The following is a 23089-nucleotide window of genomic DNA, read 5'->3' on the forward strand; positions in this document are numbered from 1 at the left end:
GCGACGACGCGGAAAACTGGTACGAAAGGACGTCCCATGCTGGGAAAGAAGAGCCTCGGCGCACTGTCGCGTCGCCGGATGGTGGTCGCCACGGCGCTGGTGGCAACGGCCACGATCGGCGCCACGGTGGCGATGACCGTGGCGGCGAAGACGGGAACGGCGGGGACGACGCAGCCGGATGCCCGCGCACAACAGGTGCAGCAACTGACCGCGCTGGCCGACAAGGCCATTGCCGCCGGCGTACCGGGAATCATCGTGCGGGTCGACGACGGGACCGGCCGCCAGGTCGAGATCGCCCGGCAGGCCGGCTGGACCGTCGGCGACCACCGGCTCAAGGTCAGTGACCAGTTGCAGACCGGGTCCACCACCAAGACCATCACCGGCATCCTCATCCTGCAGCAGGTGGCCGAGCACCGGCTGTCGCTGGACGACCCGATCGAGCGGTGGCTGCCCGGCGCGATCCCCGAGGGGCGCAACATCACCATCCGGATGCTGCTGCAGCACAACAGCGGCCTCGAGGACTTCACCTTCGACAAGACAACCCTCGATCTGCTCACCGGCCACGGCGACAACTACCCGACCCCGGCGCAGCTGCTGGACCGCGCCGCGAAACTTCCCCTGAAGTTCGCGCCCGGCAAGGGCTGGGCCTACAGCAACCCCGCCTACATCGCGCTCGGCATGGTGCTGGAAAAGGTCACCAAGCGGCCCTACTCGGAACTGGTACAGCAGCGCATCGTGCGCCCCCTGCACCTGCGCGACACCTACATGCCCAACCGGACCGACCCCCGGCCGATCCGGCCGCGGATGGCCCACGGCTACGAGCCCGACGCCGCGCACCTGAAGCCGCTGCTGCCGGAGGACATCCCGGCCGGCTACGGATTCGAGGGACCCGTCCGCGGCGACTGGGTCGACATCACCGGGGTCAACCCGAACTGGTACTTCTCCGCCGGCGGTCTCGTCTCCACCTCCAGCGACTGGGGACGGATCCACCGCGCTCTGATGACCGGCCGGCTCGTGCCCGCGGCGCAGCTCAAAGAGATGATGAACGTCGTTCAGGAAGACCTCAACGACCCCGCGTACGGGCCGAACCGCCGCTACGGCCTGGGCCTGGAGCAGGTCCGCACGCCCTGCGGCATGGTCTGGGGCCACGATGGCGCGGTCGGTGGCTACAACAGCGACATCTACGTCGACCGGGCCGGCCGGCGCACCTACTCGGTGCACACCACCACCCTGTTCAGCCTCAAGCTCGACGAGGCCAAGGCCAAGGCGGCCGAGGCAGTGGTGGACGCCGCGGCCTGCGTCATGCTGGGCAAGCCGATCCCCGCTCCCGCCAAGTGACGACCGGCTACGGCCGGCCGCAGTGAACGACGCGACTACACCGCTCGAGGCCGCCGGGACGACCCGGCGGCCTCGGCCGTTCACCACGAAGGCGCGTCAGAGGATGGTGATCGAGCCGCTGACGTCCTGGTCGAGGTGCCGGGCGATGACCATGCGCTGGATCTGGTTGGTGCCCTCGAAGATCTGCATCACCTTGGCCTCACGCATGTAGCGCTCGGCCGGGAAGTCCCGGGAATAGCCGGCGCCACCGAGCACCTGAACGGCGTCGGTGGTCACCCGCATGGCGTTGTCGGTGGCCACGAGCTTGGCGATCGACGCTTCCCGGCGGTACGGAAGACCGGCGTCCTTGAGCCGCGCGGCGTGCAGCATCGTCGAGCGGGCGGCGACCACCGCGGCCTCCATGTCGGCCAGCAGAAAGCCGAGACCCTGATGATCGATGATCCGGCGACCGAACGTGTGCCGCTGCTGGGCGTACCCGACCGCGACATCGAGCGCGCTCTGGGCCAGGCCGGTTGCCACGGCGGCCACCCCCAGTCGTCCGGCGTCGAGACCGGCCAACGCGATCTTGAGCCCGTCGCCCTCGGCGCCCAGCCGCCGCTCCACCGGCACCCGCACGTCGTCGAGCCGCAGACCGGCGGTGGTGGAACCGGTGAGACCCATCTTCGACTCGGGCGGGTCGGCCACGAGGCCGGGTGCGTCGGCGGGTACGAGGAAACACGATATCCCCTCGCGGTCGCCCGGCTTTCCGGCCGTACGCGCCATGATCTTGTAGTAATCAGCCCTCCCGCCGTGCGTGACCCACGCCTTGGCGCCGTTCAGCACATAGTCGTCACCGCCGCGACGGGCCATAGTGGTCATCGCGGCCGGATCCGAGCCCGCGTGCGCCTCGGACAGGCTGTAGGCGCCGAGCAGCTCACCGCCCAGCATCCGCGGCAGCCAGCGTCGCCGCTGATCCGCCGTGCCGTGCGTCGCGAGCCCGTAACAGGACAGCGCGTGCACCGACACACCGATCCCCACCGAGGCCCACACCGCGCCGAGTTCCTCCAGCACCTGCAGGTAGATCTCGTAGGGCAGGCCGGCGCCGCCGAACTCCTCGGGATAGGGCAGGCCGAGAATCCCGACCTCGCCGAGCAGGCGGAAGACGTCGCGGGGAAAGTCTCCCTCGGCCTCGGCCCGGTTCACCCGCGGCGCGAGCTCCTGGGCCGCTATCGAACGGACCACCTCGATCAGGTCGGCGTGCTCCGCCGAGTGGAAGGTACGACGGGCCGGCATGATGGCGCCTCCTCGGGATGGGGGTCGGGTGTCACCGGCCGAAAACCGTATGGCGGGCGGGTGTCACCGGCCGGAAACCGTTATGGGGGGCGGGTGTCACCGGGCCGGAAACCGTTATGGGGGGCTGGTGTCACCGGCCGGAAGCCGTCACAGCACCGCGAGTCCGGGCTCGGTGAGCCGGGCGGCCGTGCCGGCGAGCAACTCCGACCCCTCGTGGCCGTCGATGACGCGGTGGTCGAAGGACAGGGCGAGCCGGAGAATCGATCTCGGCTCGATCCGCTCGCCCGCGGCGTCGTCGACGACCCACGCCTCGCGACGGATCGCGCCGACGGCCAGGATCGCGGTCTCACCCGGGTTCAGGATCGGGGTGCCGCTGTCGACGCCGTAGACGCCCACGTTCGTGATCGTCGTCGTACCGCCGATCATCGCCTCCGGCGCGGTCTTACCCGCCCGCGCGGTGACGGCCAGCTCGTGGATGGCGACGGCGAGGTCGCGAAGGCCGAGGGTGTGGGCGTTCCTGATGTTCGGCACGATCAGGCCGCGTGGGGTGGCCGCGGCGATCCCCAGGTTCACCCCGGGCGGCACCACGATCTCCTGCGCGGGCTCGTCCCAGCGGGCGTTGGCCATCGGCGTGCGGGCGAGCACCGATAGGTACGCCCGGGCCACGAAGGCCAGCGGTGTGAGCTTGACGTCGCGGAACTCCGGGCGCCGGCGCACCACCTCGACCAGTTCGAGGGTCTTGGTGACGTCGACAGTCACGAACTCCGTCACGTGCGGCGCGGTGAAGGCCGAGGCGACCATCGCCGCCGCGGTGTGTTTCCGGACGCCCCGAATCGGGATCCGGGTCGGCGCCTCGGTCCCGGACAGCTGGGCCGCGTGGCGGTTCTCGGCGGCCCGGATCACGTCAGCGCGGGCCACCGTCCCACCCGGTCCGGTCGGCTCGACGGTGGCGAGGTCGACGCCCAGGTCGCTGGCGAGCTTGCGGACCGGAGGCTTCGCCCGCCGCCGTTCCCTCTCCGGGGCGGCCGTGTTTCCGGCGCGCCGGCGGCGGACGGGGCCCGATTCGATCACCCCGTAGCCCACCAGGAGCTTCGGTTGCTCCTCGACGGCCCGGTCGGGCTCGACGGGCGGGCCGAGCTCGGCGGATGGGCCCGGCTGGGCGGGCCGGTCGGGCCGGTCGGGCTCGGCGGATGCGGCTGGCTCGGCGGATGCGGCCGCGGTCCGGATGGCGATGATCGGCGATCCGACGGCCACGGTCCGGCCGGCCGGGACCAACAACTCCGCGACCACACCGGCGTACGGCGACGGCAGCTCGACGACCGACTTCGCCGTCTCGATGTCGACGATGGCCTGGTTCACGGCGACGGTGTCCCCCGCGGCCACCCGCCAGGTGACGATCTCGGCCTCGGTCAGACCCTCACCGACGTCGGGCAGCAGAAAGGTCTGCAAGGTCAACGGGTACTCCTTCCCGGAACCGGGATCAGTGGGCGAAGCTCTGGTCGCAGGCGTCGAGGATGCGGTCGACGTTCGGAAGCCAGTCCCCTTCGAGCCGGCTCGGCGGGTACGGCGTGTCGTAGCCCGTCACCCGCAGGACCGGCGCCTCCAGCTCGTAGAACGCCTGCGCCTGGACCCGGGCCGCGAGCTCTCCGCCGAGACCGCCGGTCTGGGCCGCCTCGTGGACGACGACCAGGCGCCCCGTCCGGCGCACCGAGGCGACGACCGTCGCGTCGTCGACGGGCGACAGCGAACAGAGGTCGATGACCTCGGCCTGCCGGCCCCCCTCGGCCAGGATTCCGGCCGCTTTCAGGGCGACGGGCACCAGCGCGCCGTAGGTCACCAGCGTCAGGTCGGTGCCCGGACGGACCACCCGCGCCCGTTCCATGTCCACCGGTGTGGCGCCGGGATCGACCTCGCCCTTGGCCCAGTAGGACCGCTTGGGTTCCAGGAACACGACTGGGTCGTCGCACCGGATCGCCTGGCCGACCAGGTCGTAGGCGTCCTGCGGGGTGGACGGGCAGAGCACCCGCAGGCCGGGCGTGTGCACGAAATAGGCCTCGGGCGACTCGCTGTGGTGCTCGATCGCACCGATCCCGCCGCCCACCGGGATGCGGATGACGACCGGCAGCGACACCTGACCCGCCGAACGGTGCCGGTACTTCGCGAGCTGGGTGACGATCTGGTTCATCGCGGGAAACACGAAGCCGTCGAACTGGATCTCACACACCGGCCGATATCCGGCGAGCGCGAGACCGATGGCACTACCGACGATGCCGGCCTCGCCGAGCGGGGAGGTGACGACTCGATCCTCGCCGAAGTCCTTCTGCAGTCCGTCGGTGACCCGGAAGACACCACCGAGCCGGCCGATGTCCTCACCGATGAGCAGAACCTTGTCATCGGCCTTCATCGCGTCGCGGAGGCCGGCGTTGAGCGCGTGGGCCATCGCGAGGGTCATCGGGGATCCTCCTCGGCCGCGGCGACGAAAGCCAGGTGTTCGTCCCGCTGCCGGGCCAGGTCCCGGGGCACCCGCGCCAGGGTGTGCCGGAACGGATCACCCGGATCGGGCACCGGCAGACTGCGGCAGCCGGCCCGCAACCGTTCGGCGAGCGCCTCCTCCTCGCGGGCCAGGCCCGCCCGGAACGCCTCGTCGACCGGATCCGGGCTGTCCGGCCCGGTGAGCAGCTTCCACAGCCGATCGATCGGATCCCGCCGCGCCCACTCGTCGTTCTCCGGCCCGGCCCGGTAGCGCAGGTCGTCGTCCGACGTGGTGTGCGGGTTGCGACGATAGGTGACCGCCTCGATCAGCGTGGGACCGCCGCCGGCTCGCGCGGTGTCCAGCGCTTCCCGGGTGGCGGCGTGGCAGGCGATGACGTCGTTGCCGTCGACCCGGATCCCCGGGAACCCGTATCCCCGGGCCCGGTCCGCGGCCGGCACCCGGCTCTGCACGGAGAACGGCGCGGAGATCGCCCACTGGTTGTTCTGGCAGAAGAACACGACCGGCAGGTCCTGCGCGGCCGCCCACACGAAGGCTTCGTTGGTCTCGCCCTCGCTGAGCGCCCCGTCGCCCAGGAAGACCAGGACGGCGCGATCCCGTCCGGCGTCGCCGGTACCGACGTCGCCGTCCCGTACCAGGCCCATCGCGTAACCGACGCCGTGCAGGGTCTGCGCACCGATCACCAGGGTGTAGAGGTTGAAATGGCGTTCACGCGGGTCCCAGCCGCCCATCGTGGTTCCGCGGAACAGGCCGAGCAGCTGAACCGGGTCGACCCCACGGCACCATGCGACGGCGTGCTCGCGATAGGTCGGGAAGACCACGTCCTGCGGTCGCAGAGCGGAGCCCGAGCCGACCTGCGCGCCTTCCTGGCCCAGCATCGACGGCCAGAGCCCGAGCTCGCCCTGACGTTGCAACGCGATCGCCTCGGTGTCGATCCGCCGGGCCAGCACCATGTCCCGGTAGGCCGCGCGAAGGTCGAGTGCTCCGGCGTCGCCGGGCCACCCGTGGCCGGCCCTGAGCGTCCCGTGCTCGTCGAGCACCTGCCACGGTTCGGTCGTGATGCCCTTCGTCTCCACGCCGAGCACCATCTCAACCGCCTGGGGCGTCGCGCCATAATCACGCGCGATCTACGTACTACTCGCACAATAACTGCTGCTGGGATCGCTATCCTGGCTTGATCTATTCGTTCGCTGATCGATTTCATCTCATGGAGGCAGGATGGACGCCATCGACCGGGAGATCATCGATCTGCTGCGGACGAACGCACGGATGCCGATCAGCGAGATCGCGCGCCGCGTCGGCCTCTCGGACGCGCCGGTCGCCCGCCGCATCGGTCGCCTCGAGACCGACGGCGTCATCCAGGGCTACGTGGCGATCGTCAACGAGGCCGCGGCCGGCGATCTCGACGCGTTCACCGAGATCCGGCTCACCGGCGGAACCGACACCCGGGAGATCGAGGAGATCGCCCGCCAGGTGCCCGAGGTGCAGCAGTACTACACGATCGCCGGCGACCCCGACGCCCTCGTCCGGTTCCGGGTCCGCAACGTCGACCACCTCCAGCAGGTGGTGAACGCGATCCGTGGCACCGGGATCGTGGCCGGCACCAAGACCCTGATCGTCATGGCGGCGTGGGACCGGGCCCGCCTGCCGGTCGACTGAGCCGGGCCGGACGGCCCGCGGGCGTTTCCGGTGACGTACGGGAGACGAAAACGAATTCTCGGCCCACCGCCTCGAACCCGGCCCGTTCATAGAGGGCCGGGGCGGCGCTGTCGCCACTCGAATCCACGATCAGCCAGGCCACCGTGAAGCCGGACGCACGTGCCGAGCTGGACGCACATCGGATCAGATGCGTGGCGAGCCCACGCCCGCGCACCTCTTCCAGCGTTCCGATCAGGTCGAATTCGACGCCGTCGGCATGGTCCGAGCGTGACGCCAGGAGAAACGCATCGACAACACCGGCGTCAACATGCAGGAAGGAGTGTTCGGGCAGGAATTCTTCGTTGCCGGTGACGCTGTCTCGCCAGTCTTCGGCCGACCACGGGCGCGTTCCCCAATGCTCCGTGAAGGCCTCGTTGCACGTCTGCCGGACGCGCTGATCGTATTCGGCTGCGAACCCGACCGTTCCGGTAACACGGCCCGGATCGGCCCGCTCATCCAGGTCGGTGAGGTTCTTCTTCATGGTGACGAACACCCGGGCACGCTGAAACCCGGAACTCTCGAGCAACGCCTGGACAGCAACCTGCCGCTCGTCCACATAGGCATACACGGACGAGTTCCGGGTGAACTCACCGATCGCGCCGGTCAGGCCCGGCGCCAGTTGACGCCGATCGATCGTGGGCTCGACGACCAGTTCCAGGGCGAGGTCCTTGTCGTTGCGCATGTCGATCCGGCCATAGGCGGCGACCCCGTGTTGCCACGTAGCCACGGCCTCCCAGAGCGGAGGGCCGTCCGGCGGCCCGTCCCTCTTGTCACTCGCGCTGCCGATCAGACGGGCTATCGCGTCCCGATCCTCCGCCCGAACAGCTCTCCACCGCGTCTCGCATGGGTTGGTCACCCCCATAGAGCGGATCAACACCGCCCGAACGCCAAATTTCCGGCCATAAGTGGCCGAGCTCACTCCGCCGCCCTCATCTAGGTCGAGCTTGACTGACACCGTAGTAAGTGGTTGATTGCTCACATCTCCATACCGCTGGAAGGGAATCGACCATCAACGAGACTGCGATCGCGGCCGACAGTGTCCGGGTCACCGCGCAGAAGACGTTCAGCAGCCACATGGACCACCTCGCCGCCGGCCGGGGCAGGGAGTGGGTGGACCTGTTCACCGAGGACGCGGTGCTGGAGTTCCCGTACGCGCCCGAGGGCTATCCCGCTCGGATCACCGGCCGGAAAGAGCTGCTGAAACACATGGAGGGCTTCACCAGCACCTTCCGCGTCGAGTTCACCCAGCTGCACTTCTACGAGACGGTCGACCCCTCGATGGTGATCGCGCGGCTCGACTGTGTCGGCGTCGCCCGGGACACCGGCCGGCCCTACAACCAGAGCTACCTCTCCGTGGTCGAGACCAGTGATGGCAAGATCAGCCGGTACGTCGACTACTGGAATCCGCTGGTGGTCCTCGATGCTGTCAGCGGCACGCACAACTGAGGCGGCACACTTGAAATTGGTTGATTACTAACATGGGCGGCACGGGCTCTCAGCGCTCCACCGCCGACGAACGCCGGCTGACGGTCATGCGTACCGCGATCAAGGTTTTCGCCCCGCGTGGCTACTACGGCACCTCGACGATGGAGGTGGCCACGGCGGCCGGCATCTCGCAGGGCTATCTCTACCGGTTGTTCAAGGACAAGCAGGCCTTGTTCGCGGCCCTGGTGGACCACTGCTCCGAACGCCTGCGGGAGTCGGTCGCCACCGCTGCGGCATCGGTCCGCGGCACCGATCCGGAAACGATTCTGCGGGCCCTGACCGCCTCGTACGAGGAACTGATCGCCGACCGCGATGTGCTGATGATCCTGATGCACGCCCAGGGCAGCGCGACCGAGCCGCTGATCGGTGAGGCGCTCCGCCGCTGTTACGCGCGTCAGGTCGAGTACGTCAGGTCGGTCTCCGGCGCCGGCGACGGGCAGATCCGCCGCTACTTCGCCGATGCGCTGCTCAGCAACGTCGTGGTGGCCATCGACGCGGCGGCCGTGGATGCTCCGTGGGCACGCACGCTGCGGGCGTAGCCCGCAGAGCCGTGGAACGGCGGCGTCTTCCCGTCAGGGCGCGTTGTGCCCGGGCGCGACGATGCCCGTCTCGTACGCGTAGACGACGGCCTGCACCCGGTCGCGTAGCCCGAGCTTGTTGAGCACCCGCGACACGTGGGTCTTGACGGTCGCCTCGCCGACGAACAACTTGCCGGCGATCTCGGCGTTGCTGTCCCCGGCGACCACCAGCCGCAGGATCTGCTCCTCCCGTTCGGTGAGCAGATCGAGCAGGTCCGGCCGTTGCGACGTGGCCGGGCGGGCCACGAACTGGTCGACCAGCCGCCGGGTCAGCTCGGGGGCCAGCAACGCGTCACCCCGGGCGACCACCCGGACCGCACCGATCAGTTCCTCGGGCGCGGCGTTCTTCAGCAGGAAACCGGAGGCGCCGGCCTGGAGGGCCCGGAACAGGTAGTCCTCCCGGTTGAAGGTGGTCAGGATGAGCACGACGCAGTCGCGTTCGGCCACGATCTGCCGGGTCGCTTCGAGGCCGTCGAGACCGGGCATCTGGACGTCCATGAGCACGACGTCGGGTTGCAGAGTAAGCACCATCTCGACCGCCTGCGCGCCGTTCTCGGCCTCGCCGACGACCTCGAAGTCGTCCTGGCTCTGCAGCATCATCCGGATGCCGCCGCGGATGAGCTTCTGGTCGTCGGCCAGCAAAATTTTGATCATGGCAGTCCAAAGGTAGCCCGTACGCGGTAACCGCTGTCACTCCAGCCCAGGTGCAACGTGCCGTCGTGCAGGGCCACCCGCTCGCGCATGCCGACCTGTCCGAGCCCACCGCGACGCCGCGGGGTTCCGGCCGGTTGCGCTGCCGCCGCGGGATCCACGGCCGGACGGCCGTTGTCGGCGACCAGGAGCTCGACCGACGTCGCGGTGAACGACAGCATGACGTCGGCCGTCGACGCGTTCCCGTGCCGCACCGTGTTGGTCAGGGCTTCCTGGGTGATCCGGTACAGCGAGATGGACAGCGATTGGGGCAGCTCGCGCGGCTCGCCCAGCACCGTGTAGGTGGTGCGGAGGGTTCCGCGCGGTTTCGCCACCAGCGTGGCCAGGTCTTCCACGCCCGCGGCCGGTGACGTCCGCGCCGACTGCTCACCGTCGCGGAGCACCCCGAGGAGGCGGTGCATGTCGTCGACCGCTTCCCGGCCGGCCGACTCGATCGACATCAGCGCGTCGGCCGCGGCCACGGTGTCGCGGGTGAGCATCATCCGGGCGGCGCCCGCCTGTACGCCCATCACACTCACGTGGTGGGCGACGACGTCGTGCAGTTCCCGGGCGATGCGGAGCCGCTCGGCGATGACCGCGTTGCGGGCGTTCTCGTCACGTTCGATCTTGAGTTCGCGGTTGCGTTCGGCCAGCTCGGCCCGCTGGCGCATCTGCACCCAGGCGGCGTTGCCGGTGACCCACGCCCCCACGGCGAAGAGGACGTTCGTCCCGATCGCGAACAGGCCGAACGCCGTCGGGACCGGGAGCGGGCCGGTGTCGTGTTCGGCCGACAGCCCGTTCAGCGCGAGCCAGGTGTCCGACTGCAAGGCGTACCCGAGGCAGGCGAACAACGTCACGACGACCACGGTTCGTACGACGTCGGCGCGCCGGCGGTCACGGCTCCAGGCGCCGGCGGTGTAGACGGCGACGCACAGGCAGATGGAGCTCGCCGCGAAGTCCCCGACGTAGCGCAGCTGCAGGCCGACGAACGCCGCGGCGCAGATCGTGAGCGCGGCCAACGGGAACCGGCGGCGTACGCAGAGCGGCAAGCTCACGGCCAGCGCCCAGGCCAGTTCCTCGATCTGGCCTGGGCGAAGCGAGCCCGGATCGACGCCGGCGCTGCGCGAGAGCAGGGTGCTCACGGCCACCGCCACCGCCAGCAGTGCGCCGGTCGCGAGATCCCAGTGCCGCTGCCGGTCGGTCGGCGACGGCCTCGCCCAGGTCGATCGAGTGGTCATGACCGGGAACGGTAGGCCAGGGTCGCCCACAAGGCGACGTAACCGACGGAGCAGCCGATGAGGACGGCGAGGTAGGCCGCTTGCGACCACCCCAGCAGGGTGGCCAGCGCGGTGAAATCGACCTTGGTCAAGTCGTACTCCGGGAGTGGGGTGAAGATGGCCTGGCCGAACTGAGCCAGCAGGTCGGCGGCGAAAACGACGATGAGCGGGGTGAGCACCGGGCGCCACCGCCGCCCGGCCCGGCGACGCACCAGCACCAGCGACCAGGCGATGATCTGCGTGACCAGCACCCCGCCGAGGGTGACCGCGGCCTTCGCGGCCAGAGTCATGCCGATCGGGTCGAAGTGGTTGCAGCCGAACCCGGCGGGCTCGCAGCGCAGTTCGTACGAGGCGTTGTGGTCACCCGCGAGCAGGGCGAACGCGGTGTGGCCCAACTCGTGAAGGTTGAGCGCGACGAACGCCCCGAGCACCGCGGTGAACACGATCGTGGCGGTCCTCCGCAGGCTCGGGCGCCGGCCGTGCTGAGCCCTGGTGGCCCGCCCCGGCGCGGGAGCGAGACGGCCGTTCGGAAAGGCGATGCTGCTGGTCATTTGTTGTCTCCCGTTGCGAGTAGGACTTGCAGGTAGAACGCTATTCGCAGCCGGGTGCGAAGTCGTCCACCGCTGTGCGGAACTCGCGTGTACTCCTCTCGGGGGACATGACCGGAATTCGCTATCGCACCAGGGACCGCTTGGGGGTGGAAGGCGTACCCGGCGTCACGGTCCAGTCGGGGTGACCCGGCATCGGCGGGGTCTTCTCGCCGTACAGCCACGAGGTCAGGAAGCCGGTCAGATCCCGCTTGGATTCCTTCGACGCCACAGCGATGAAGTCGTCGGTGGTCACGGACTCACCTTCGTGGCCGCGGACCCAGGCGCGCTCGATGCGCCGGAAGGCGGCCGTACCGACCTCCTGCTCCAGGGCGTAGAGCACCACCGCCCCACCGTCGTAGACGTTCGGGTTGAGGACGTCGCGGAAGTTGTCGGCCTTCGACGGCCGGGCGACCGGTCCCCACGTGGAGCGGAACTGGTCGCCCTGCTCGTACACCGACTTCAGGTAGGCCTGCCTGGTCTCGAAGCCGGTGTACTCCTTGACGGTTCCGGCCTTCTCCGCGTACAGCAGCTCGTACCAGGTCGCGTGGCCCTCGTTGAGCCAGACATCGCTCCAGGTGTACGGCGAGACGCTGTCACCGAACCATTGGTGGGCGAGCTCGTGCGCGAGGATCGGGTCGCGCTTGGCCGCCGGAAGACCGAAGATCCTGGTGTCGTAGGCCGACAGGGTCTGCGTCTCGAGCGCGCCGGCCACGCCGAGGTCCATCACCAGCGAGCCGTAGTTCTCGAACGGGTACGGGCCGACCAGGCTCTCCATCCACGCCAGCTGCTCGCGCTCCACCTCGGTCTTGGGCAGCAGCTCGTCCGCGAGCCGCCGGGGCACGACGTCCCGGATCGGAACACCGTTGACCGCCGGCCGGCCGTGCACGACGAAGTCGCCGACGGCCACCTGGAGCAGTTCGGTCGCCATCGGTTCGGATTCCTGATAGGTGAAGACCGTGTGGTCCCCGGCCTCCCGCGTGCCGACCTGGATGCCGTTGGCCACGGCGGTCCAGCCCTTCGGCGCGGACAGGGCGACGGTGTAGCTCGCCTTGTCGCGCGGGTGGTCGTTGCTCGGGAAGAGCCGGTGCGCGGTGTTCGGCTGGCCCAGCAGCACGGTGCCGTCGGTGGTGTGGACGAATCCCGGAAGCGAGGCCGGGTCCAGTGCCGTCGGGGTGGTCGTGAAGCCCTCGACCGTGACACGGAACCGGCTGCCCGCCGTGAGGGGCCGCGCCGGGGTGACGACCAGTTCGTCGCCCGACCGGGAGAAGCCGGCCGGCTTGCCGTCGACCCGGACCGCACCGATCGTGCCGCCCCCGAAGTCGAGGTCGAAGGCCGACAGGTTCTGGGTCGCCACCGCGCTGACGGTCACGTCCCCGGAGATCGTCTGCCGGGGATCCGGCTTGGGATAACGCAACGCGAGATCGTAGCGCTGAACGTCGTAGCCGCCATTGCCCAGCAGCGGGTAAAGGCGGTCGCCGACACCGGCCGCCCCGGGCGAGGCCGAACTTCCGGCGAATGACGAGACGGCGGGCACGAGAGCGGCTGTGACCGCGACGGCGGCAACACTCAGCACGACTTTCGGGCGGGAGATACGCATGAGAGAGACCTGGTCCTTCATCCGTGCATGGTTTCGGGTGGACATCACATCGGGCCCGGCCGCGGCCTGTCACCACAGTGGAGGGACGGCACGGGCGGCGGACAATGCCCGAACGCTATCGATCAACCCCGGCGACATCGTGGTACGAATGTGCGAAGTCGGTCGCCGCGGTTAGTGGCGTTCTACCGGGAAGACCGCCGGGCAATGGGTGCCCTTCTTCGGCATCCGCCCGCTCAGCAGGTAGGTGTCGATCGCCTGCCGGCTGCACGGGTCGAGCACGTAGTCGGCGTGGCCGACACCGTCGTAGGTGAGCAGGGTCGCGTTCGGCAGCTGGGCGGCCACGCTCTGCGCCGACTGGTACGGGGTCGCGACGTCGTACCGGCTGTTGGTCAGCAGGATCGGCGGCAGTTGCTTGGCCGCCTGGAGGCGATGCGGCGGGTTCTGCGCGCCCCGCGGCCAGTTCTGGCAGGAGGCCAGCCAGCTCCACGTGTTCGTGTTTCGTCTGGTGTGCGGGGCCAGCCGGGCCAGGTCCGATTTCATCCGGTCGAACTGGGCGTACCCGTGGGTGTCGAACGAGAAGTCCTGGCACAGCACCGCCAGGTAGCCCATCCGGGTCTGTTCGACGGCGCGGCGGACGGCCGGCTTCGGGCTGCCCGCCGCGCCCTCCGCCCGCAAGGCGTCGGCGAGGTCGAACCAGGCGGCCGGCTCGCGCATGTACAGCATGATCATGCCGATGAGGTAGTCGCCGGTCGTCACCCACTCGTCCGGCGTGCCCGGGTCGTGAACCAGCTCACCGGCCTCGGCCCGGGCGTACAACTTGTCGAAGTAGCTGAGCACGTCCTCGTCGTGCAGTGAACAGTCGGTGGTCCGGGCGCACCATCGGGCGAACCGCGTGAACGATTCCTCGATGGCGACCGCCCCGTCGGCCTGGAGCTGCCAGAGATTCGCGCTGTGGTCCAGGACGGAGTCCAGCACCATGCCGCGGAGCCGGCCCGGGAACAGCTCGGCGTACTCCTGGCCGATCACCGTGCCGTACGAGACTCCGTAGAACGTGACCTGTGCCTCGCCGATGGCGCTGCGGATCGCGTCCATGTCGCGCGCGACGGCGACCGAGTCCACGTGCTCGGCGACCGGACCGGTCCGTTCCCGGCAGTTGTCGCCCAGCGCCCGGTTGGCGTACCGCAGGGCCTGGTATTGCTTCTCGTTCTTGGGGTTCAGGGCCGCGGCCTGGGCCTGCACCTTGTCCACGTCGCAGACGACCGGGTTGCTGGCGGCCTGCCCGCGCGGGTCGAAGCTGACCAGGTCGTAGCGCTCGAGCAGGCCGGCCGACAACGTGGACTCGGCGCGGTACACCATCTCCAGCCCGGACGCGCCCGGGCCGCCCGGGTTGACGAACAGCGCGCCGATCCGGTGGCCCGGGTCGGTGGCCGGCAGCTTGGCCAGCTTCAGGGTGACGGCCGGCCCGGTCGGCTTCGCCCAGTCCGCCGGTACGGAAAGGTCGGCGCACACCACTCGTGGCGGTGCCTCCGGTGGGGCGGCGGCACACTTCGCCCAGGCGGGGCCGGCGTCGGCGGCGCCGGCGATGCCGGTGGCCACCACCCCGGCCCCGCCCACGGTGGCCGTCACCACACCCGCGGTCAGCAACCATCGTGTTGTGCGGCTGAGTCGCCCGCGCCGTTCGGATGTCGTCATACCTGTTGGACGCGGCTCGTACCGGATTGGTTTGATCAGCCGCCGGTGAGCGCCTCCGTCGGTGGGAGCCGGCCGGCCCGCATGGCCGGGTAGAGGCCGGCCACGGCGCCGATGACGACCGACGCTGTGACACCCCCGCCGATCGCCGTCGCCGGCACGACGATCGGCCAGCCCTGGTAGGTGGCGTAGAAGGCGACGACCGCGAGTCCGATCGCGACCCCGGCCAGGCCACCGAGGAGGGAAAGCGCGACCGCCTCGGTGAGGAACTGGAGCAGGATCTGCCGGCGCCGGGCACCGAGGGCGCGGCGTAGCCCGATCTCCTGACGGCGTTCCAGGACCGAGATGATCATCGTGTTGGCGACACCGACACCGCCGACCAGAAGCGACACCGCGCCCAGCCCGATCAGCAGGCTGCCGAAGGTGTTCTTGGCCGCCAGTTGCGCGGTGAGCGCGTCTGACGGCCGGCTCACCTTCACGCCGTCCGGGTCCTGCGGGTTGGCCGTACGCGCGAGGACCTCGCGCACCGCCTCCACCGACTCGTCCACGGCCCGGGTGTAGACCCGGGTCGGATGGCCGTCGAACCCGAGGCGACCGGTGGCGACGTCCCAGCCGACCAGGGCGGCGGTGTTGATCTCGGGCGCCAGTTCGAGCGGTTCCAGGATGCCCACCACCGTGAACCACTGCCCGGAGATGAACACCCGCCGCCCCGGTTCGGTGCCGAGCAACTGGGCGGCCGTCGAACCGAGGACGACCGCCGGATATCGGGCCGTCGCCTGGTTCAGCCAGGTCCCGGCGGCCGGCCGGCCGCCGAGGGTGGCCAGCAGATCCAAGCGTACGGCGTCGACCTGGATGCCCTGGGACTCACGCGGATCGATCTTGTCGGTACGGCGGACGGTCGCGTCCGGCACGGTGCCGGTCGCGGTGGCCGAGAGGACCGGACCTATCCGCTTGACCATCTCGACCGCGCCGTCCGGCAGCGGGGTCTGCTTGCCCAGCAGGTTCTGTCCCGGCTCGACCGTCAGCAGGTTGGTGCCGAGGCTAGCGATCTTGGCCAGGAGCTGGGCCTGGCTCGCGGCGCCGATGCCGAGCACGGCGACCATGGCGGCGACACCGATCGCGATGCCCAGTCCGGACAGCACCGCGCGCAGCGGCCGGCCGCGCAGTCCGAGCAGCCCGACCCCGATGAGGTCGGTCGCGCGCAGCCGAGCCGTGCGGGGCAGCGACGGCAGCGGCTTGGTGGTGGTCGTCGGGCCGCTCATCTCGCACCCATCATCGCGCTGCTGTCGGAGCGGATCTCTCCGTCGAGGATCTCCACCTGACGGTCGAACGCGCGAGCGATGCCGTTGTCGTGAGTGATCACCGTGATCGTGGTGCCTTCGCCGTGCAGCTCATGCAGCAACTCGATGATCGTTTCGCCGGACCGCGAGTCCAGCGCACCGGTGGGTTCGTCGGCGAGCACGATCGCCGGTCGGGCCACCAGCGCTCGGGCGATCGCGACCCGTTGACGTTCACCGCCGGACAGCTCCTGTGGGCGATGGTCCAGCCGGTGGCCGAGGCCGACCCGCTCCAGCGCCGCGGCCGCCCGGCGCAACCGGATCCGGCGGGCGATGCCATGGTAGAAGAGCCCGTTGGCGACGTTCTGCACGGCCGTCAGGTGCGCGGTGAGGTAGAACTGCTGAAAGACGAAACCGATCCAGTTCGCACGTACGGCTGACAGCTGCCCATCGTCGAGATCGGCGACATCGTGGCCGAGGATCCGCACGGTCCCGCCGGTCGGCCGGTCCAACGTGCCCATCAGCTGCAACATCGTGGACTTGCCCGAGCCGGACGGCCCGACGATCGCGGTCAGCTCGTCCGGCCGGATCCGGAGCGAGGCGTCGTGCAGCGCTCGGACGCCGCCGGGGTAGGACTTCGTGACGCGGTCGAGTTCGATGACCGGAGGTGGTGGCTCAGTCATGCCGCCGGCACCGTGACCTTCATGCCCGCCGTCAACCCGCCGCCCTTGACCTCGACCTGGCCGTTGGCGAAGGCGCCGAGCTCGACCGGAACGATCCGCTTCGCGCCGTCGTCGGCGACGCTCTGCACCCCGAAGCCACCCTCGGACAGCGCCAGCAACGCGTTGACCGGCACGGCGAGCACCCCTTTGTGTACGGTGCCCCGGAAGGCGACGGTGACCGGGGCGCCGTCCAGGGCTCCCGTCACCGCCGGGTCGTCCAGCGCGATCGTGACGGGAAGCGTGGGAGTCTTGTTACCTTCGTCCTTGCCCTCAGGCGCCTTGGCCGTCGTACCGACCGTCGTGATCCGGCCGCGTGCCGACTTGCCGTCCGGCAGTCCCACGGTGACCTTGCCGCCCTTGACGGCCAGGGCCGACTTGGTCGCGGGCAGGTTGACGATCACCTGCTTCTTGGTGCCGGTCGCCGTGAGGATCTCACCGTTCGCGTGGGCCCCGGTCTTCGCCTTGACCTCGGCCACGCGGATCGCGCCGGGCAGCACGATCACAGCACCGAGCTCGATCCGGCCGGTTCGCTCGACGCCGAGGGCCTTCTGCCACTTACGGACGGCCGCAGCCGTGGCCGCGGTGAAATCGTCGTCAACGGTCAGTCCCCCGCCGTAGCCGAGCTTCTGCAGGTTCTGTTCGAGGATCCGGACGTCCGGACCGTCGGTCACGCCGTAGTGCAGTTCACGCCAGAACGGAAGCCGCCCGTACAGCAACGGCACCGGCTTGTTGTCGCCGTCGTACAGGTGCTGTCCCCGGGCGATGGTGTCACCCGGTTGCGGCAGCCAGGTCACGATCGAGTTCCGGCTGGTCTCGACCGACACGGTCCCCGCGTAGCCGAGAGTTCCGTCGGTCTGCTGCGTCTCCACCAGGTCGGTCTTGGCCACCGGTGCGGTCGGCTCCGGGCCGGCCGCGACCTGCTCCGTACCAGAGGCCTCGCGGTGCATGATCAACACGAACGTGGCGATCAGTGCGGCCGTGAGCGTCCCGGTGATCACCCCCGCCGAGACCTTCGTTCGCGTCTTCATCCGCTCACCCAGGTGTTCGTCGGCTGCAACCGCGGCCGAAGACGGAAACCGGCCGTCACTTGCCACCACCGACGGGGAACTCTTTCGAACACTTCTCGAACGCGGCCGTGAACGCCGGGTTGTCTGCGTCGGTCATTTCTACCCCCTTGCCCGGAACCGGGTCCGGCATGTCGACACCCTGATCCCGCATACATTTGCGCCACTTGCGCGCGTGTTCCTGCACCTTGGGATCGTTCACGTCGACACCGGTGCGGCCGGACTGGACGGGTTCGAACTGCTTGCACTTGTTCATCGCCGCCGTGAGAGTCGGGCTTTCGGGCGGGAGTCCGACGCCCGTGCCGGGTTCCGGGTCCTTGACGTCGATCCCGTTGTCCCGCAGGCACTTCGTCCAGGCCGTCGCGTCGCTGATCGCCGGCGCACTCGCCGACGGCGCGGCCGCCTTACCGCCACCACTGGCCACCCCGCTCTTCGCTTCGCCGGAACCGCCGCAACCGGCGAGCGCGCAGCTCACGGTCAGTAGTACTCCCAGGCCTACCGCGCGGATCCGGACGCGACGGTCCGATGTGATGATGCGCATGCCCACTCCTCGGGGTCGGTGTGGACCGGCGAATCGCCAGCCCGACCCGAAGTTCTACGGCGCGCGGTGTTTCAGCGGCGTTTCAGCCTCCCGGCCGGCCGCTGTTATGCCGGTGAAACATCGGCCGGGCTACCGTCGGGTCGAAAGGACTCGCAGCGGAGGTGGCCCATGCGCGTACTGGTGGTCGAGGACGAGAAGCTCCTCGCCGGATACATCGCCGAGGGGCTGCGGGATCGCGCGATGTCCGTCGACGTCGCCCACGACGGCGACGTCGCCCTGGACAAGCTGGTCACCGATTGTTACGACGTTGTCGTGCTCGACCGCGACATCCCGGGTACGCACGGCGACGAGGTCTGCCGGCGCATCATGGCCGGCGGCGGACGCGCTCGCGTGCTGATGCTCACCGCCCTGGCCGAGGTCGGCCAGCGGGTCTCCGGCCTGCGGCTCGGCGCCGACGACTACCTCGGCAAACCGTTCGACTTCGACGAGCTCGTCGCTCGCCTGGACGCGCTCGGCCGCCGCTCTCAGCCGGCCCTGCCGCCGGTCCTGCGCCACGAGGACATCTCGCTCGACTCGGCCCAGCGGCGGGTCACCCGTGGCGACCGTGCCGTGCCGCTGTCGAACAAGGAATTCGGGGTGCTGGCCGCGTTGATGGCCGCCAACGGCACGATCCTGAGCGCCGAGGAGCTGCTGCGTACGGTGTGGGACGAGCACGCGGATCCGTTCACCAACGCCGTCCGGGTGACCATGTCCCGGCTGCGGTCGAAACTCGGCGAACCGTCGGTCATCGACACCCTGCCCGGGGTCGGCTACCGGATCGCGGCCGGCGCGTGCTGAGCCGCCTCACGCTGCGATGGCGGCTCACCCTCATGCACACCGGTGTCTTCGTCGCCGTCGGCGCGGTGGTGGTGACCATGGTGTTCATCCAGAACCGCATCGTGATCGCCCGGGTCGGCCGACTCACCGAGGAAGACCTCACCGGCGTCGTCCACGTCGGGAAGACGAATCCCGGCGGCGGCCCACCCATCTCCCTGCTGGATCAGATCTCCCTCCAACGCGATGACGCGATCGGCACCATCCTGGCCCAGTGGATCGCCGCCCTCGCGGTGATGACCGTCATCGTCGGGCTGCTGGCCTGGTCGGTCACCGGACGAGTACTTGGCCGGGTCCACGCGATGACCGCTCAGGCCCGCCACATCTCCGTCGCCAACCTGCACGAACGGATAGCCGTGCACGGGCCGGCCGACGAGATCCGGGAGTTGTCCGACACCTTCAACGACCTGCTGACCCGGATCGACGACGCCTTCAGCGCGCAGGCCCGGTTCATCGCCAACGCCTCCCATGAGCTGCGTACGCCGCTGGCTGTGGCCCGCACCACCCTGCAGATCGGACTGGCGACCACTGAACCGGGCCGGGTCCGGCGGGTACGCGACGAACTGCTCCGCAACAACGAACGGTGCACGGCGCTGATCAACGGCCTGCTCACCCTGGCCCGCGGGGAGCAGGGCCGGCCCGAGCAGGAGATGGTGGAACTCGACGACGTCGTGCGCCGGGCGGCCGTGGAGGCGACGACGGACCTCCGGCCCGGCTCGCCCCGGCTGGAACTCGAGGTGTCCGGCCGCTGCACGGTCATCGGTGATCGGTTGCTGCTCGCCCAACTGGTCCGCAACCTGGTGGACAACGCGCTGCACTACAACGTGCCCGGCGGTGAGGTCCTCGTGCGGCTCACCCCGGACGGACACCTGACCGTCAGCAACACCGGCCCGCGGATCGGCTCCGATGAGGCCACCCGCCTGTTCGAGCCGTTCTACCGGGGCGCCCGCCGCACCGGCCGCACCGACGGCGCCGGACTCGGCCTGTCGATTGTGCGCGCCGTGGCGGCGGCCTGCCGTGGCACCGCCACCGCGACCCCACGCTCCGGCGGCGGACTGATCGTCGAGGTGTCCATCCCGCCGCTGACGCTCGACGAGCTCGCCGTCGCGACGACGGTGAGAAGCGGCTCGTACTCGTAAACACCGCGCGACACAGTAGTAGCCCAGAGCGGGGTTCGGTGCGCGGGCGGCGACCACGCGCTCAGTCAGGTTGCCGTACTCGCAGACACCAGCGCGGCCCGTGGCAATCACAGGCCGCGCTGGTGTCTGCGGCCGAAGCTAATGACCTGCCGGCATCCAGGTCTTCAGGTTCTGCCACTCGCACTCGGAATAATTGTTCCAGCTCAAGTTCAGCGTCGAAGCGATCTTACCCAGCACACCGGTCTCGCCGAACAGTCCGTCCGCGGCGAGGTTCCACTCGCCCTGCAGCCCGTCGTAATATGTCTGCGCCTGACTCTTCCATTCCTGGGACTCAGTGATGGGCATCAATTTCTTTTTCAAGTCGTTGAGGTGGTCGGTGATTTCTTTGGACTGGCGGTTGATTTCGTTGCCGGCAGCCTCGAGTTCCGGCGGCACACGCAATTTGCTTGACGCGGCATCTGGCATGGTTACTTCTCCTTGTTTAGACGATCGGTTAGATTCTCGCGCCTGGGATGTCGTTGTTGACCGCGACCAGATCCTTGATGTTGGCCAGCTCGCTTTCGACGTAGTTCCTGGCGTTGTGATCCAGGCCCTGTCCGATGTCGGTCAGCGAATCGTGCAGCATCCGCCCGTAGACGTCGAAGTCGTGCATCAACTGGTCGAACTGATCGGACGCGATACCGTGCCATCTGGCCTGAACATCCATGACATAAGTCTTGAGCTTCGCCAGCGCTTGGTCGATGTCGCCGGCAGTCGTCCGGCAATCATTGGCGCCGGCCGTGATCATCTGAGGTGTTACTTCGATCTGGCTCAATCCCATGATGGAACTCTCCATTTCTGGTCGGGCGCTAAGGCTTCGGGGTCAGCTTCTTGAGGTTGTTCAGAAGTTCTTGGTTCTTCGCATCAACAAACGTCTGCGAGCTGGACGCCGGAGTCAGGTTCAGGAGATTCCCGCCCTCGGCGTCAACATAATTCTGATGCGCCTTCTTCATAGCGGTAATTGAGTCGGACAACACTCCCAGGACCTCGGTGTTGACAGTCTTCAGACGGTCGGCGAGCGTCGCGTAATGCTTCCCGGAGGGGCTGCTCCACCCGGAAGATATCGCATCGAGAAAGGTCGCGACCCCCTTGAGATTGGCCTCGATCAGTCCCCTCTGCTTCTCCACCGCGGCCCTGGCGGCATCGAGCTTCGGGATCTCCACCGCGAATTCCGCGGGAATACCGTCGACGATCTGAAAGATCGGACGGCCGTTCTGGTCGGTGACGATGGTCGAAGACTTACCCTTGCCGTCGTAGAAGGTCGACTCGATCAGGCCGCTCGCCGTGTACTTGATGTCGACCTTCTCGCCGCCCTTGGTGCCGTGCAGCGGCCGGCCGTCGTCATCGAACTCGTTGTAGGTCCAGCCGCCCTGCTCGAGCTTGGTGACCTTGCCCGTGGCGTCCTTGGTGACAACGCTGCTGACGGCTCCCTTGCTGTCGGTGTAGGACCAGACGCTGCCGTTGGCGTCATATTTGATCGTGACCGACTGAGGTCCTTCGCCGGGCTTGCCCGGCTTGGTTCCAGACTTTGGCCGCCCCTGCTTGTCAAAGTCATTGAACGTCCAGCCGCCTGACTCCATCGAGACGACCTTGTCGCCTTCTTTGGTGACCTTTGTGGTCTCACCCTTGGCGTCCTTGTAGGTCCAGGTACTCCGGCCGCCGTCATACTGGATCGTGACCGACTCGGCCGGCCCGTTGTCTCCACCACCCTTGGTCCCGGCATTCGGCCGGCCCTGCTTGTCGAAGCCGAACGTCCAGCCGTCCGTCACCATCAGGACCGGGTCGTTTTCCTTGTTCCGGGTGATGACCGTCTTTTCCCCCGACACCGTATCTGTGTAGGTCCACTCGCTACCCTCGCCGTTGTATTTGACGTCGATGGTCTGCGGCGGCCCTTCCTCCGGATGAGTAGTGCCGTGGGTGGGTTTGTTGGCGTAATTAAATTCGTCGTAGATGGTTTTGTCGGTGGTCTGCTGCCAGGTGGTGTCGCCCTTGGCGTTGCGTTTGACGATACTGCCATCATCGTATTGCCAGGTGGAAGTGCCGCCGTCGTAGCTGATGTCGACGTTCTGAGACGGACCATTCTCGGGATGTGTGGTAGCGTGAATGGGTTTGTTGCCGTCATTGAACTTGTCATAGACGGTCTTATCGGACGTCTGCTGCCAGGTGGTGTCGCCCTTGGCATTACGTTTGACGATACTGCCATCATCGTATTGCCAGGTGGAAGTGCCGCCGTCGTAGCTGATATCGACGTTCTGAGACGGACCATTCTCGGGATGCGTCGTGGCGTGAATGGGTTTGTTGCCGTCATTGAACTTGTCATAGACGGTCTTATCGGACGTCTGCTGCCACGTGGTGTCGCCCTTGGCATTACGCTTGACGATACTGCCATCATCGTACTGCCACGTGGAAGTGCCACCGTCGTAGCTGATATCGACGCTCTGAGACGGACCATTCTCGGGATGCGTCGTGGCGTGAATGGGTTTGTTGCCGTCATTGAACTTGTCATAGACGGTCTTATCGGACGTCTGCTGCCACGTGGTGTCGCCCTTGGCATTACGCTTGACGATACTGCCATCATCGTACTGCCACGTGGAAGTGCCACCGTCATAACTGATATCGACGCTCTGAGACGGACCATTCTCGGGATGCGTCGTGGCGTGAATGGGTTTGTTGCCGTCATTGAACTTGTCATAGACGGTCTTATCGGACGTCTGCTGCCACGTGGTGTC

Annotated in this window: 23 protein-coding genes; 6 read left to right on the forward strand and 17 right to left on the reverse strand. The window is 68.4% G+C overall.

Annotated elements, in window-relative coordinates; genetic code table 11:
* Nucleotides 1-36: 36 nt before the first annotated feature.
* Entirely contained in the window at nucleotides 37-1338 is a 1302-nt protein-coding gene (locus ACGFIO_RS27680; RefSeq protein ID WP_392829972.1) for a serine hydrolase domain-containing protein, read from the forward strand.
* A 96-nt stretch (nucleotides 1339-1434) separates the two neighbouring features.
* On the opposite strand, the gene ACGFIO_RS27685 is transcribed toward ACGFIO_RS27680, so the two are convergent.
* From ACGFIO_RS27685 to ACGFIO_RS27700, 4 genes are all read right to left on the reverse strand, one after another.
* The gene (locus ACGFIO_RS27685) at nucleotides 1435-2610 is read right to left on the reverse strand and encodes an acyl-CoA dehydrogenase family protein (RefSeq protein WP_392829973.1); all 1176 of its coding nucleotides are present in this window, start codon (nucleotides 2608-2610) and stop codon (nucleotides 1435-1437) included.
* A gap of 147 nt (nucleotides 2611-2757) precedes the next feature.
* On the reverse strand, nucleotides 2758-4065 hold the full coding sequence (locus ACGFIO_RS27690; RefSeq protein ID WP_392829975.1) for a dihydrolipoamide acetyltransferase family protein: 1308 nt from the start codon (nucleotides 4063-4065) through the stop codon (nucleotides 2758-2760).
* Between the two features lie 25 nt (nucleotides 4066-4090).
* The gene (locus ACGFIO_RS27695) at nucleotides 4091-5062 is read right to left on the reverse strand and encodes an alpha-ketoacid dehydrogenase subunit beta (protein WP_392829976.1); all 972 of its coding nucleotides are present in this window, start codon (nucleotides 5060-5062) and stop codon (nucleotides 4091-4093) included.
* Entirely contained in the window at nucleotides 5059-6177 is a 1119-nt protein-coding gene (locus ACGFIO_RS27700; protein WP_392829977.1) for a thiamine pyrophosphate-dependent enzyme, read from the reverse strand. Before ACGFIO_RS27700 ends, ACGFIO_RS27695 begins: the two co-directional genes overlap by 4 nt.
* A 142-nt stretch (nucleotides 6178-6319) precedes the next feature.
* On the opposite strand from ACGFIO_RS27700, the gene ACGFIO_RS27705 reads away from it, so the two are divergent.
* Complete coding sequence (locus ACGFIO_RS27705) at nucleotides 6320-6760, forward strand: Lrp/AsnC family transcriptional regulator (RefSeq protein WP_392829979.1); 441 nt, start codon at nucleotides 6320-6322, stop codon at nucleotides 6758-6760.
* Here ACGFIO_RS27705 and ACGFIO_RS27710 read toward each other — a convergent pair.
* On the reverse strand, nucleotides 6720-7481 hold the full coding sequence (locus ACGFIO_RS27710; RefSeq protein WP_392829981.1) for a GNAT family N-acetyltransferase: 762 nt from the start codon (nucleotides 7479-7481) through the stop codon (nucleotides 6720-6722). The two genes, ACGFIO_RS27705 and ACGFIO_RS27710, sit on opposite strands and share 41 nt — an antisense overlap.
* Before the next feature lie 281 nt (nucleotides 7482-7762).
* Here ACGFIO_RS27710 and ACGFIO_RS27715 point away from each other — a divergent pair, with 281 nt between their 5' ends.
* The gene (locus tag ACGFIO_RS27715; protein ID WP_392829983.1) at nucleotides 7763-8245 is read left to right on the forward strand and encodes a nuclear transport factor 2 family protein; all 483 of its coding nucleotides are present in this window, start codon (nucleotides 7763-7765) and stop codon (nucleotides 8243-8245) included.
* A gap of 32 nt (nucleotides 8246-8277) precedes the next feature.
* Nucleotides 8278-8823, forward strand: a complete 546-nt coding sequence (locus tag ACGFIO_RS27720; RefSeq protein WP_392829984.1) for a TetR/AcrR family transcriptional regulator — start codon at nucleotides 8278-8280, stop codon at nucleotides 8821-8823.
* A 33-nt stretch (nucleotides 8824-8856) separates the two neighbouring features.
* On the opposite strand, the gene ACGFIO_RS27725 is transcribed toward ACGFIO_RS27720, so the two are convergent.
* The 9 genes from ACGFIO_RS27725 to ACGFIO_RS27765 all read right to left on the reverse strand — a co-directional run bounded on the left by ACGFIO_RS27725 (nucleotide 8857) and on the right by ACGFIO_RS27765 (nucleotide 18243).
* Nucleotides 8857-9516: a response regulator gene (locus ACGFIO_RS27725; protein ID WP_392829985.1), complete on the reverse strand. Its 660-nt coding sequence runs from the start codon at nucleotides 9514-9516 to the stop codon at nucleotides 8857-8859.
* Nucleotides 9513-10790 (reverse strand): sensor histidine kinase, encoded by a 1278-nt coding sequence (locus tag ACGFIO_RS27730; RefSeq protein WP_392829986.1) that lies wholly within the window; start codon nucleotides 10788-10790, stop codon nucleotides 9513-9515. The genes ACGFIO_RS27725 and ACGFIO_RS27730 overlap by 4 nt, the downstream gene beginning before the upstream one ends.
* Nucleotides 10787-11380 (reverse strand): hypothetical protein, encoded by a 594-nt coding sequence (locus tag ACGFIO_RS27735; protein WP_392829987.1) that lies wholly within the window; start codon nucleotides 11378-11380, stop codon nucleotides 10787-10789. The genes ACGFIO_RS27730 and ACGFIO_RS27735 overlap by 4 nt, the downstream gene beginning before the upstream one ends.
* Nucleotides 11381-11501: 121 nt before the next feature.
* Nucleotides 11502-13016, reverse strand: coding sequence for a M1 family metallopeptidase (locus tag ACGFIO_RS27740; protein WP_392829989.1), 1515 nt, complete (start codon nucleotides 13014-13016; stop codon nucleotides 11502-11504).
* Between the two features lie 171 nt (nucleotides 13017-13187).
* Complete coding sequence (locus ACGFIO_RS27745) at nucleotides 13188-14660, reverse strand: alpha/beta hydrolase (RefSeq protein ID WP_392829991.1); 1473 nt, start codon at nucleotides 14658-14660, stop codon at nucleotides 13188-13190.
* Between the two features lie 83 nt (nucleotides 14661-14743).
* Nucleotides 14744-15967 (reverse strand): ABC transporter permease, encoded by a 1224-nt coding sequence (locus tag ACGFIO_RS27750; protein WP_392829992.1) that lies wholly within the window; start codon nucleotides 15965-15967, stop codon nucleotides 14744-14746.
* Nucleotides 15964-16665: an ABC transporter ATP-binding protein gene (locus tag ACGFIO_RS27755; RefSeq protein WP_392829994.1), complete on the reverse strand. Its 702-nt coding sequence runs from the start codon at nucleotides 16663-16665 to the stop codon at nucleotides 15964-15966. Before ACGFIO_RS27755 ends, ACGFIO_RS27750 begins: the two co-directional genes overlap by 4 nt.
* Nucleotides 16662-17732: a peptidoglycan-binding protein gene (locus ACGFIO_RS27760; RefSeq protein WP_392829995.1), complete on the reverse strand. Its 1071-nt coding sequence runs from the start codon at nucleotides 17730-17732 to the stop codon at nucleotides 16662-16664. Before ACGFIO_RS27760 ends, ACGFIO_RS27755 begins: the two co-directional genes overlap by 4 nt.
* 55 nt (nucleotides 17733-17787) lie before the next feature.
* Nucleotides 17788-18243, reverse strand: coding sequence for a hypothetical protein (locus tag ACGFIO_RS27765; protein ID WP_392829997.1), 456 nt, complete (start codon nucleotides 18241-18243; stop codon nucleotides 17788-17790).
* A 234-nt stretch (nucleotides 18244-18477) separates the two neighbouring features.
* Between ACGFIO_RS27765 and ACGFIO_RS27770 the strand changes: the two genes are divergently transcribed.
* Both ACGFIO_RS27770 and ACGFIO_RS27775 read left to right on the forward strand, forming a co-directional pair.
* On the forward strand, nucleotides 18478-19146 hold the full coding sequence (locus ACGFIO_RS27770; protein ID WP_392829999.1) for a response regulator transcription factor: 669 nt from the start codon (nucleotides 18478-18480) through the stop codon (nucleotides 19144-19146).
* On the forward strand, nucleotides 19140-20321 hold the full coding sequence (locus ACGFIO_RS27775) for a sensor histidine kinase (protein ID WP_392830000.1): 1182 nt from the start codon (nucleotides 19140-19142) through the stop codon (nucleotides 20319-20321). Before ACGFIO_RS27770 ends, ACGFIO_RS27775 begins: the two co-directional genes overlap by 7 nt.
* Nucleotides 20322-20459: 138 nt before the next feature.
* On the opposite strand, the gene ACGFIO_RS27780 is transcribed toward ACGFIO_RS27775, so the two are convergent.
* From ACGFIO_RS27780 to ACGFIO_RS27790, 3 genes are all read right to left on the reverse strand, one after another.
* On the reverse strand, nucleotides 20460-20786 hold the full coding sequence (locus ACGFIO_RS27780; RefSeq protein ID WP_392830002.1) for a WXG100 family type VII secretion target: 327 nt from the start codon (nucleotides 20784-20786) through the stop codon (nucleotides 20460-20462).
* A gap of 28 nt (nucleotides 20787-20814) precedes the next feature.
* Entirely contained in the window at nucleotides 20815-21141 is a 327-nt protein-coding gene (locus ACGFIO_RS27785) for a WXG100 family type VII secretion target (RefSeq protein ID WP_392830004.1), read from the reverse strand.
* 28 nt (nucleotides 21142-21169) lie between these two features.
* The coding region (locus ACGFIO_RS27790) for a hypothetical protein (RefSeq protein ID WP_392830006.1) at nucleotides 21170-23089 on the reverse strand (1920 nt) is incomplete at its 5' end.

Origin of the sequence: Actinoplanes sp. NPDC049265 (genome assembly GCF_043197135.1) — a bacterium.
Classification (GTDB): domain Bacteria; phylum Actinomycetota; class Actinomycetes; order Mycobacteriales; family Micromonosporaceae; genus Actinoplanes.

What these genes read in the sequence shown, in the direction of transcription:
- ACGFIO_RS27770 (WP_392829999.1), top strand. Translation starts at nt 18,478, where the DNA reads ATGCGCGTACTGGTGGTCGAGGACGAGAAGCTCCTCGCCGGATACATC.
- ACGFIO_RS27725 (WP_392829985.1), bottom strand. Translation starts at nt 9,516, where the DNA reads ATGATCAAAATTTTGCTGGCCGACGACCAGAAGCTCATCCGCGGCGGC.
- ACGFIO_RS27680 (WP_392829972.1), top strand. Translation starts at nt 37, where the DNA reads ATGCTGGGAAAGAAGAGCCTCGGCGCACTGTCGCGTCGCCGGATGGTG.
- ACGFIO_RS27740 (WP_392829989.1), bottom strand. Translation starts at nt 13,016, where the DNA reads ATGCGTATCTCCCGCCCGAAAGTCGTGCTGAGTGTTGCCGCCGTCGCG.
- ACGFIO_RS27685 (WP_392829973.1), bottom strand. Translation starts at nt 2,610, where the DNA reads ATGCCGGCCCGTCGTACCTTCCACTCGGCGGAGCACGCCGACCTGATC.
- ACGFIO_RS27705 (WP_392829979.1), top strand. Translation starts at nt 6,320, where the DNA reads ATGGACGCCATCGACCGGGAGATCATCGATCTGCTGCGGACGAACGCA.
- ACGFIO_RS27720 (WP_392829984.1), top strand. Translation starts at nt 8,278, where the DNA reads ATGGGCGGCACGGGCTCTCAGCGCTCCACCGCCGACGAACGCCGGCTG.
- ACGFIO_RS27785 (WP_392830004.1), bottom strand. Translation starts at nt 21,141, where the DNA reads ATGGGATTGAGCCAGATCGAAGTAACACCTCAGATGATCACGGCCGGC.
- ACGFIO_RS27695 (WP_392829976.1), bottom strand. Translation starts at nt 5,062, where the DNA reads ATGACCCTCGCGATGGCCCACGCGCTCAACGCCGGCCTCCGCGACGCG.
- ACGFIO_RS27760 (WP_392829995.1), bottom strand. Translation starts at nt 17,732, where the DNA reads ATGAAGACGCGAACGAAGGTCTCGGCGGGGGTGATCACCGGGACGCTC.
- ACGFIO_RS27710 (WP_392829981.1), bottom strand. Translation starts at nt 7,481, where the DNA reads ATGCGCAACGACAAGGACCTCGCCCTGGAACTGGTCGTCGAGCCCACG.
- ACGFIO_RS27730 (WP_392829986.1), bottom strand. Translation starts at nt 10,790, where the DNA reads ATGACCACTCGATCGACCTGGGCGAGGCCGTCGCCGACCGACCGGCAG.
- ACGFIO_RS27755 (WP_392829994.1), bottom strand. Translation starts at nt 16,665, where the DNA reads ATGACTGAGCCACCACCTCCGGTCATCGAACTCGACCGCGTCACGAAG.
- ACGFIO_RS27780 (WP_392830002.1), bottom strand. Translation starts at nt 20,786, where the DNA reads ATGCCAGATGCCGCGTCAAGCAAATTGCGTGTGCCGCCGGAACTCGAG.
- ACGFIO_RS27735 (WP_392829987.1), bottom strand. Translation starts at nt 11,380, where the DNA reads ATGACCAGCAGCATCGCCTTTCCGAACGGCCGTCTCGCTCCCGCGCCG.
- ACGFIO_RS27750 (WP_392829992.1), bottom strand. Translation starts at nt 15,967, where the DNA reads ATGAGCGGCCCGACGACCACCACCAAGCCGCTGCCGTCGCTGCCCCGC.